Here is a 9,100-nt window from a genome sequence, read left to right on the forward strand (position 1 = left end):
ATTCCTTTCTCGACCCGTGCGGCTGCAAATAGTACTCGTGCATGAACTCACGGATCTCTTCACGCGTAAAACCCTTGTTATCAACGGCCATCGCCGGCTCCTTCAATCAACAGGTAATGAATGACTCACAACCAGCTTGACGGAGAGGGGGCGTTTGGCCCAAAGGCCTCATATGTGAGGGGGCGTTTGGCCCACGTGCCGCATAGGTGAGCGGGCGACGAATTAACCTGGGCTTTGCCGGCGGGCAACCGGGCGGGGCTACGCTGGCGGGGTGGCTGGGAACGTGTTTCATGCTGACCAGAACGGACGACGGCGGTTTGTCGCCTTGGGCGATTCCTTCACCGAGGGTGTGGGGGACCGGAACGAGGCCCTACCGAACGGCGTCCGGGGCTGGGCCGACCGCGTTGCCGAGAAACTCGCCAAGGCCGAACCTGGCTGGGAGTACGCCAATCTTGCCGTGCGGAGCAAGCGGCTCCGCCATATCGTCGACGAGCAATTGGACCGGGCGCTGGCCATGGAACCCACGCTCATCACGCTTTACGCAGGTGGCAACGACATCCTGGATTTCGGCACGGACATGGACATCCTCATGGCCGAGTACGAAAGGCTCGTGGCCCGCCTTGCGGCTACGGGGGCCACGTTGGTCTTGTTCACGGGGTACGACGTCAAGGTCTCGGCCGTGCTGGAACCCTTCAAGAAGCGGAACGCCCTGTACAACGAACGCGTCCGCGAACTGGCCGCCAAGTACGAGGCCGTGCTGGTGGATTATTGGTGCCTTGATGCCTACCACGACCGCCGGATGTGGGCCTCGGACCGTCTCCACATGTCCAAAGCCGGACACAAATACATGGCATCGCAGGTCCTGGGCCACCTCGGCGTACCGCACAAGTTCTCGCCGAAGGACTGGGAACCGCCGCAGCGGCTCAAGCTGCGCGACTGGGAACGTCGTCAGCGCCGCTGGGTGAACGATTGGGTGCTGCCCTTGTTCGGCCGGAAGCTTCGCGGGGTCACGCTCGGGGACAGCCTGCGCCCCCGCTGGCCGGAGCTCGTGAAGGTGCCGCGGAAAGCCGGGCTACGAAAACTCGCGGAACGCCAAGCCGCCGGGGCAGCCGCCGCCGACTCTGGAAGCAAGGCGCCAGGAAAAGCCCAAGACAACGGGGGGACATGACCATGGCCAGACATACACCGCTGCGATTCGTCGCGGTTGGAGATTCGTTCACCGAAGGCGTCGGCGACACAGACCTTCGCCTCCCCAACGACTGCCGGGGCTGGGCCGACCGCGTGGCCGAGGAACTGGCCAGGCACCGGCCGCAGACGCAGTACGCCAATCTGGCCCTCCGCGGCCGTCGGCTCAGGCAGATCGTGGTTGAACAACTTGAGCCCGCGCTCGCTATGGCTCCCACTCTGGTCAGTTTCCACGCCGGAGGCAACGATCTCCTCGGCGCACGACTGGACATGCGCCTACTGGTCCGTGGATTCGAGGACGCCGTTGCCCGGATCGCCGAAAGTGGTGCCCAAGTCCTGCTGTTCACCGAGTACAACGTGCCACTTTCGCCGGTGTTGGAGCCGCTTAAGCTGCGCACGGCGGTTTTCAACAAGCACATCCGGCGCATTTCCGCGGCCTACGGAACGCTTCTGGTGGACCATTGGTGTTTCGAAAAGTACCAGGACCGCCGGATGTGGGCTCCCGATCGGCTGCACATGTCCGGCATTGGACATGAGTACATGGCGAAGAAAGTCTTGGAGGTGTTGGGCGCCGCGCACTCGCTGGGCTCACCCGTGCTTGGGGCGCTCCAACCGCGGAGCCGCGCCGAGATAATGGCCGACGACGCCGCGTGGCTCAGGCGCGACGTGGCACCTTGGCTTTCGCGTCGTTTCAGGGGAGTTTCGAGCGGTGATCACCTGAGCGCCCGCTGGCCGGCCCTTATGCCGGTGGTCTTGCCGGAGCGATTGGGGACGTCCGCCGAACCGGTCCGGATTTGAAGCGTCAGCGTCACGCCTGACAACTTTTTGGCTGCGGACGGGCATCAAAGCCGCGAATTTCCGGGGTTTTCGCCGAGTCGAGGCGCCAAAAATGCGCTCTGCGTGACGCCCCGGACCTACAACCGGACTAGTCCAGCAGGTTTTCGAAACCTGTGGATGCCGTGGTGACCGTGAATTCGATGATCTCGAAGTCGGCTACTCCGTTGACGTAGAAGGGATCCGTAGCCAGGGAAGCGTCCAGTGTTGCACGGTCAACGTTGGACAACAGCACACCCCCGATGGCTGGAACGCGACGTCCGGACGCGACGAAAGTGCCGGCGTCGAATGCTTCTTTGACCCAATCCATGTGTGCGGGGCGGTGGAAATCGACAATCTCGTCGGGAACTTTGTATGTCAGTGAAACGACGAACATGCCGCCAGCCTACAGCGCGGAGGGCGGCCGCAACGGGCCGCCCTCCGAAACCGCAATGCCCTACGGCAGCAGTTTGACCGCGGAGTTCCAGTTGTAGTCGGGGTGGGCTTCGCTGATCTGGAGCGTCATGACGAGCAGCTGGAAGGCTTCGAGCTCACGCGAGCGGCGCAGCGGGCCGACGTTCACGGGGCGCAGCCCGGCATCTTTGACGAAGTCGACGACGGCGCCCGTCGCGGCGGCGTCGTCGCCCGCCACCAGCACGTCCAGCGTCTGTCCGGCCACTTCGCCGGCCGCGAGAGTCGTCGCGAAGGTGGTGTTGAACGCCTTGACTACCGACGCGCCCGGCACCAGGGCCTGGAGTTCCTCGGCCGCCGACGATCCGGCGGGAACAGTGAGGGAATCGAAAGTCTCGACATTCACTGGGTTGGAGATGTCCACGATTGTTTTGCCGTCGAGCGCCGCGCCGTAGGAAGACAGCACTTCCTTGGAAGCCTCGAACCACGTGGCCAGCACCACGATGCTGCCTTCCGCGGGTGACCCGGTGATGCCTGACGTTCCGTTGACCGTTGCCGCCAGCGCAGCAGCAGAGTCGGCGTCGCGGCTGAGGATCTGGATGCTCTTGCCGGCCGCTGCCGCACGGGCTGCAATGGCGGAGGCCATGTTGCCGGTGCCGATGATAGTGATGTCAGTCATTGTTGTTTCCTTTGCTTGCGTTCTCATGATCCCGCGGATTGGTCTGTATTCATATACTTGAAGCTTCAACTAAAACAATAATCACCCTAAGTTGAAGTGTCAAGCATTGATTTCCTTCTAAGATGAATCCATGACCGAACCGCGCTGGCTCAACGCCGATGAACGCCGTGCCTGGCTGGCCCTCTTGAGCATCAACACCTTGCTGCCCGCAGCCCTGGACACCCAACTGCAAGCGGCCGGCAAATTGTCGCTGTTCGACTACAACGTGCTTGCCATGCTGTCCGAATCGGATGGGCGCTTCCTGCCGATGAGTGAGCTCGCGGCGCGAACGAGTGCCTCGCTGTCCAGGTTGTCGCATGTCGTCACCAAGCTCCAAGGACGCGGTTGGGTGGATCGCGAGGCCCACCCGGGCGATGCCCGCGTCACGGTCGCGCACCTGACCGACGCCGGCATGGACACCATCGTGTCCCTCGCCCCGGGGCATGTGGATGCCGTCCGCGCCTTGATGTTGGACGCCATGACCGACGACGACGTTGCGGACCTCGCGCGGATCGGCGAGAAAATCGTGGCCCGGCTGGACGACGATCACTGGATCCTGCGCGAACACTGAGCCGCGGCCGCTGAGCCGCCAAACACGGCCGCCGTACGCTGCGCAGCCGGCGCCGCGCGTGACGACCGCCCCGCACTGATGAAAGACTGGCGCCATGGATTTTTCCGCTCGGTATGTGGCATTGGGTGACTCGTTCACCGAAGGACTTGGCGACGCCGACCCCTCGCGCCCCAACGGAGTGAGGGGATGGGCGGACTTGGTTGCCCATCAGTTGGCCCAAAGCAACGACAATTTCGGTTACGCCAACCTGGCCATCCGGGGCAAGAAGCTCCGGCAAGTCATGGCAGAGCAGGTGGACGCCGCCGTCGCGCTTCAACCGACGCTGGTGACCCTATACGCGGGAGCGAACGACATCTTCCGCCCCAAGGTCGATATCGACAGGCTCATGGAGGACTACGAAGCCGGCATCGAGAAACTCAGTGCCACCGGCGCTACGTTGCTTCTCTTTACGGGTTTCGACGCCCGCAGTTCCAAGGTTTTCGGCACCATGCGCGGACGCACAGCGATCTATAACGAATTGCTGCGGGAAATCGCCGAAAACCACGGTGCGCTACTGGTGGACTATTGGCGCTTCAGCGAATACCACGACTGGCACATGTGGGCGCAGGACCGGATGCACATGTCCGCTGGTGGTCACATCAACATGGCCAACAGGGTCCTGGCGGTCCTGGAGCACGAAGGTTCCCTCGAGGTCCCGCCTCCCGTCCCGCAACCGCAGCTTGCGCGGGTGGAAGCGTTGCGGGCCAATGCGCGTTGGGCCCGTGAACATGCCGCCCCGTGGGTCGTCCGCCGCGTTACGGGCAAGTCTTCCGGAGACGGCCTCAGCCCGAAGTATCCCCAGCTCACCCGGCCCTAACTGTTCTGAGCAGCGAGGTTCCGGAAGCCCGGCGTGGCGAGCAGTCCGCCGTCGTTGTTCACCGCGAGCACGTCCACGTCCCAGCGGGACGTAACCAGCGCGAGGGTCCGGGCCCCGCCCGCCATGATGGCGGTGGCCAGGACATCGGCCGTGATGATGTCGGACGCTGCCACTGAAACCTGGCGGAACCCCTCGTCCCGCGCGCCTTGGAGGCCCGCGGACCAAATGTGGTGGCCGCGTTCGCTGGTTCCGGAGGTCGCGAGCGCGCGCTTGCCTGCGTTACTGAGCGGAAACGCGGTCAGGAGCGTCGTCCGATCCTCCGGGTCAACGATCCCCGCGAGCCACGACTGCGCGCCGCCCGGCGTCGGCGAACCGTTCACCAGCACGTCCCCGCCCGCATTGAGGCACCAATCCTTCAGGCCCAGTGCGAGCAGCGACATTCCGGCTTCCCGGATGGCATGTGCCTTGACGATCCCCGACAAGTCCACGACGCCGTCGGGCCGTTCCGCCGTGAACGCACCTTCCGCGAGGGTGCGCCATTCTGTCGCCTCGACATAGAGCCGGCGTACGTCCGTCGAGGCATCCATCAGGGCCAGCTCGCCGCGCGCCATCGCACTCGCCTCCGAGTCGGGACGGTAGAGACTAAACGTCCGGTCCAGCCTGTTGAACAACTGCTCGACGACGGCGGTGGCCGCTTCGAGTTCTTCCACCGCTGCTTGGGGGGCCGTCCCTGGAGCAGCTGGGATCGCGAGGCTCACCACGGTGCCCATGCTGGTGAACGTGCGGGAACGAAGACAGGGCTCCGCGCTGCCTTGTCCGTGCCCGTGGGGCTTAGAAATGGGCTGCATCGAGGGCTGCCTGGAGCGATGTCAGATAGGCCTCGCTGGTAAAGGTGGCCCCGCCGATAGTCTGCACGTTCGCCGACTGGGCGCTCAGCACCTCGGATCGCAGAAGGGGTGCTGCCCTGGCGCTGATCTGGACGGATCGTTGCTCTTGGTCGGTTAGATGCAGGGCTGTGACATCCGTGATGACGCCGGCCTTGATGGTTACCTGGACCTGGACTGTTCCGAAGCGGGTCTCCACTGCGGTTCCTGCATAGGTGCCGCCGGCCTTGGCCGTGGCTCCCAAGGTGGAGCTGGAACTCGAGCCCGTGCCGGAACCGGAGCCTGTGCTGGAAGTGGAGCCGGATTCGGTTCCCGAGGACGATCCGGAAGCGCTGCTCCCGGTGGTTCCATTCGCCGTCGAGCCCGTACTGGTTCCGCCTGTGTTTCCTGTGGAAGACGTGGTGACCGCCGATGCGTTCGATTCCGCCACGTGCGTGCCTGCCTGCCAGCCGACCACGATGATTGCCGCGGACGCTAGCGCTGCTGAAATTCCTGCCCTGAGTCTCACCAGTCAAACCTTTCGTAGTGGAGTTGCTCCTCCCGCACGCCGGACCTTTTCGCCTCAGCCAGCACCTGGCGGCCCCAAGCTGTCGGACCACAAACGTAAACGTCGGCGTCCGCTATGTGCGGCACAAAGTCCCGTAGCCGCGAGGTGCCAGCAGAAGCGGGAAGCCAGGCGCTTTGAGGATTCGCGGACCGCGGGCCCGTCAAGTGGAAGAGCGTGGCACCACGCTTCCGGCACAATTCGAGGATCTCGTTTCCGAGGAATAGCTCTTCCTCGCTGCTGCCTCGCAACAGGACCGTCGCCTGACCTGGCGCGAAAGGAGTGGATTCCAGGAGCGCCCGGAGGGGAGTAATCCCGATTCCTGCGCCGATCATCACGACGTGTTCCCGGCTGCGGGCCGCCGTGCTGAAGACACCGTATGGGCCTTCGATGGCTACCTTGGTTCCTGGTTTGAGCGAAGCCAAGCGGGCCGAACCGGCACCCAGATTCCGGACGGTGATCCTCAAGGTGGGCTGCCGCGATGATTTCCCCACCTGTGGTTCCGCGGACAGGCTGAACGGATGCGCCTGCCACCACATGCCGGGAGCGAGGAAGCGCCACACGAAGAACCGGCCGCCGGTTCCCGACAATTCATTCAATCGCAGGCCGCTCATTTCGATGCTGAAGACGCCGGGCGCAAGGGGCACCACGCGCCGCACGGTCAGCTGGTGCCGGTAGGTGGCTATCACCGGTTGGGCAATACGGAACCAAGCCAGCGCCGAGCCTGTTCCAATGTAGAACGCCAGCCAGTACCAGTGCTGCCAGGTGCCTTCGGCGAACAAGCCGCCCACACTGAACTGGTGCGGAAGGGCTACTGCTACCGCCAAATACGTGAGCAGGTGGACGAAGTACCAGAATTCATAGGGGAAGCGGCGCCGAACAGCCACTAGCGAGGTGACAACCACGGCAATGAACAATGCCATGGATACGAACGCCAGCCACATATCGGGTACCAGCGTCCAGAGCGCGACCGCCTCGCTCACGGGATTCAGGCCTTCGGCCATGCCGTAGCCGGTCGCCAGGAGAAGTCCGTGCGCCAGCAACAGGTAGAGCGCCGGTTTGCCTAGCTTCCGGTGGAACTCCAACGCCCTGTCATGCCCCACCGCGCCGTCCACGAACGGCAGGCGTGCCGCGAGGAGAAGCATCAGGAAGACCAGATCCATGCCGGCAAGCCCGGCCAGGATCCCGACGGCGGTGACCGCCTGGGTGAGGTTCCCGACCGACGACATCCCGCCGTCGGCGAGCCACAAAGCAAGCGCCGCTGCAAGGGAAGCCCACAGCGCAACGGTGAGCATGTCCGTACGGAACATGCGTCGGCGATGCTGCGCAGCGAACCTTCCTTTGGTGGATTTGCGCCGCGGGGCCGTTGGAGGATGGCCTGACGGTGTATCCACGCGTTGGCCCGGGGAGGCGAGGAGTTGTGACTTCATGTCTCAAGATTGAACTCTCAACCTTTCGTTCTCCTGTGAAGGGCCTAGCCCCCGCTTATGAGTTGATCACTTGGTTCTTATACACCCGATTGGTCTTAATTTCCCCCAGCCCCTAGACTTATTAGGCGCTAGGTGGCGCGGAGCGTGTGCAATTGCTCCGGTTTGCGGTGACTGTTGGCAACAACAGGAGATCCGCGGGCCGGTAGTTAGGGGCTCAAGTTGCGTGCATTCCAGTATTCGCCCAGTATTCCGGCCTGTTATCCGGACCCACTACCTTCGCCGCAGCGGTGATCATTGGCTGGTTTCAGTCGAGCGATCCAGCCTGCGGGAACTACCGAAAACGGTGTGGACTGGTTGCGGACGCCGCCTATTGCACGGGAAGCAGGAACTCTGCTGGCCGTTTCATTTTATTTTTTAGGAGAGTCGTCATGGCAGCAAACTGCCAGGTGACCGGAGCCGAGCCGGGCTTTGGACACAGCATTTCGCACTCGCACCGCCGCAACAAGCGTCGGTTCGACCCCAACATCCAGAAGAAGCGCTACTGGGTTCCGTCCCTGCGCCGTAATGTCACGCTGACCCTGTCGGCCAAGGGCATCAAGACCATCGACGTTCGCGGCATCGACGCAGTCGTCGCCGAAGTTCTGGCTCGTGGGGTGAAGCTCTAGTGGCAAAAGACAAGGACGTACGTCCGATCATCAAGCTTAAGTCGACTGCGGGAACGGGTTACACGTACGTAACCCGCAAGAACCGTCGTAACGACCCGGACCGTCTGGTCCTGAAGAAGTACGACCCCAAGATCCGCCAGCACGTCGAATTCCGAGAGGAGCGCTAAACATGGCTAAGAAGTCCAAGATTGCTCGCAACGAGCAGCGCAAGGTCATCGTTGAGCGTTACGCTGCCAAGCGTCTCGAACTGAAGAAGACCCTGGTTGACATCAACGCGACTGACGAAGCACGCGAAGAAGCTCGACTCGGCCTGCAGAAGCTGCCCCGCAACGCCTCCCCGATCCGTCTGCGTAACCGCGACATCATCGACGGCCGCCCGCGCGGTACCTTCCAGAAGTTCGGTATCTCCCGTGTTCGCTTCCGCGACATGGCTCACCGTGGTGAGCTCCCGGGCATCACCAAGTCTTCCTGGTAATCCAGAAGCACTAGGAGGGCCGGCAACCGTTTGGTTGCCGGTCTTTCTTGCGTTTAAGGCGCCCGTTTCTGGGCTTTGGTGTGGAGGATCTCCGGCTTTGCGATTAAGTGGCGCAGGACACAGTGCTGAATTACGACGTCGGCGGCTTCTTTTTGCGCGCAACCGGCTGTTCCGTCCCGGATTACCGCGGTTCTTGCTCGCCTGAGGCGTGATTTGCGTGGGGACTTGGGGGTGTGTAAAGTAGTTCGAGTCGCCGCCGCTGATGCGGAAAGATAGCGACCGACCCCCTCTGATAAACGGCCTGGAAATGGCGCGCTGATTAGCGTGCTGTGGACGGGTGGGGACCCCTGTTGAGCAGTGAATCGCGGAAACGCCGATTTGCTTGATCCTGGCAGTTCGGGTAAGTTTGGGAAGTTGCTCCGGAGCGATCCTGGACCCTGTGGGGTGTGGGTGGTGCCGGGTGTGTCTGTTGTTTGAGAACTCAATAGTGTGCCAAGTTTGTTGATACCGATTTGTTTTTATGAATTGGTTGTTTTGGCTGGTCCTGT

12 protein-coding genes are annotated in these 9,100 nt (G+C 62.7%); 7 read left to right on the top strand and 5 right to left on the bottom strand.

Going from position 1 to position 9,100, the window contains the following annotated elements:
- Positions 1-271 precede the first annotated feature (271 nt).
- Both AB4074_RS24210 and AB4074_RS24215 read left to right on the top strand, forming a co-directional pair.
- Positions 272-1,168 carry an SGNH/GDSL hydrolase family protein gene (locus AB4074_RS24210; RefSeq protein ID WP_441415665.1) on the top strand — a complete coding sequence of 299 codons (897 nt, stop codon included), beginning with the start codon at positions 272-274 and terminating at the stop codon, positions 1,166-1,168.
- 2 nt (positions 1,169-1,170) lie between these two features.
- On the top strand, positions 1,171-1,983 hold the full coding sequence (locus AB4074_RS24215; protein WP_441415666.1) for an SGNH/GDSL hydrolase family protein: 813 nt from the start codon (positions 1,171-1,173) through the stop codon (positions 1,981-1,983).
- A gap of 127 nt (positions 1,984-2,110) precedes the next feature.
- Here the strand turns inward: AB4074_RS24215 and AB4074_RS24220 are convergent, their stop codons facing one another.
- Together AB4074_RS24220 and AB4074_RS24225 are read right to left on the bottom strand one after the other, a co-directional pair.
- Positions 2,111-2,395 (bottom strand): YciI family protein, encoded by a 285-nt coding sequence (locus tag AB4074_RS24220; RefSeq protein ID WP_234754497.1) that lies wholly within the window; start codon positions 2,393-2,395, stop codon positions 2,111-2,113.
- A 60-nt stretch (positions 2,396-2,455) separates the two neighbouring features.
- Positions 2,456-3,088 (bottom strand): NADPH-dependent F420 reductase, encoded by a 633-nt coding sequence (locus AB4074_RS24225; RefSeq protein ID WP_441415667.1) that lies wholly within the window; start codon positions 3,086-3,088, stop codon positions 2,456-2,458.
- A 130-nt stretch (positions 3,089-3,218) separates the two neighbouring features.
- On the opposite strand from AB4074_RS24225, the gene AB4074_RS24230 reads away from it, so the two are divergent.
- Both AB4074_RS24230 and AB4074_RS24235 read left to right on the top strand, forming a co-directional pair.
- Positions 3,219-3,698 (top strand): MarR family winged helix-turn-helix transcriptional regulator, encoded by a 480-nt coding sequence (locus AB4074_RS24230; RefSeq protein ID WP_441415668.1) that lies wholly within the window; start codon positions 3,219-3,221, stop codon positions 3,696-3,698.
- A 94-nt stretch (positions 3,699-3,792) separates the two neighbouring features.
- A complete protein-coding gene (locus AB4074_RS24235; RefSeq protein ID WP_441415669.1) occupies positions 3,793-4,554 on the top strand; it encodes an SGNH/GDSL hydrolase family protein in 762 nt (253 codons plus the stop codon).
- On the opposite strand, the gene AB4074_RS24240 is transcribed toward AB4074_RS24235, so the two are convergent.
- From AB4074_RS24240 to AB4074_RS24250, 3 genes are read right to left on the bottom strand one after another with little or no spacing between them, the layout of a single operon-like run.
- Positions 4,551-5,402 carry an FAD:protein FMN transferase gene (locus tag AB4074_RS24240; protein ID WP_441415670.1) on the bottom strand — a complete coding sequence of 284 codons (852 nt, stop codon included), beginning with the start codon at positions 5,400-5,402 and terminating at the stop codon, positions 4,551-4,553. The two genes, AB4074_RS24235 and AB4074_RS24240, sit on opposite strands and share 4 nt — an antisense overlap.
- The gene (locus AB4074_RS24245) at positions 5,386-5,946 is read right to left on the bottom strand and encodes an FMN-binding protein (protein ID WP_441415671.1); all 561 of its coding nucleotides are present in this window, start codon (positions 5,944-5,946) and stop codon (positions 5,386-5,388) included. Before AB4074_RS24245 ends, AB4074_RS24240 begins: the two co-directional genes overlap by 17 nt.
- Entirely contained in the window at positions 5,943-7,412 is a 1,470-nt protein-coding gene (locus tag AB4074_RS24250) for a ferredoxin reductase family protein (RefSeq protein WP_441415672.1), read from the bottom strand. Before AB4074_RS24250 ends, AB4074_RS24245 begins: the two co-directional genes overlap by 4 nt.
- Before the next feature lie 428 nt (positions 7,413-7,840).
- Here AB4074_RS24250 and rpmB point away from each other — a divergent pair, with 428 nt between their 5' ends.
- Genes rpmB through rpsN form a run of 3 tightly spaced genes read left to right on the top strand, consistent with a single transcriptional unit; the run spans position 7,841 to position 8,552 of the window.
- Entirely contained in the window at positions 7,841-8,077 is a 237-nt protein-coding gene (gene rpmB / locus AB4074_RS24255; protein WP_078107326.1) for a 50S ribosomal protein L28, read from the top strand.
- Positions 8,077-8,244 carry a 50S ribosomal protein L33 gene (gene rpmG / locus AB4074_RS24260; RefSeq protein WP_003798558.1) on the top strand — a complete coding sequence of 56 codons (168 nt, stop codon included), beginning with the start codon at positions 8,077-8,079 and terminating at the stop codon, positions 8,242-8,244. Before rpmB ends, rpmG begins: the two co-directional genes overlap by 1 nt.
- A gap of 2 nt (positions 8,245-8,246) precedes the next feature.
- Positions 8,247-8,552 carry a 30S ribosomal protein S14 gene (gene rpsN / locus AB4074_RS24265; RefSeq protein ID WP_234754509.1) on the top strand — a complete coding sequence of 102 codons (306 nt, stop codon included), beginning with the start codon at positions 8,247-8,249 and terminating at the stop codon, positions 8,550-8,552.
- Positions 8,553-9,100 lie beyond the last annotated feature (548 nt).

Source organism: Arthrobacter sp. 2MCAF14, assembly GCF_052115645.1.
Taxonomy (GTDB): domain Bacteria; phylum Actinomycetota; class Actinomycetes; order Actinomycetales; family Micrococcaceae; genus Arthrobacter.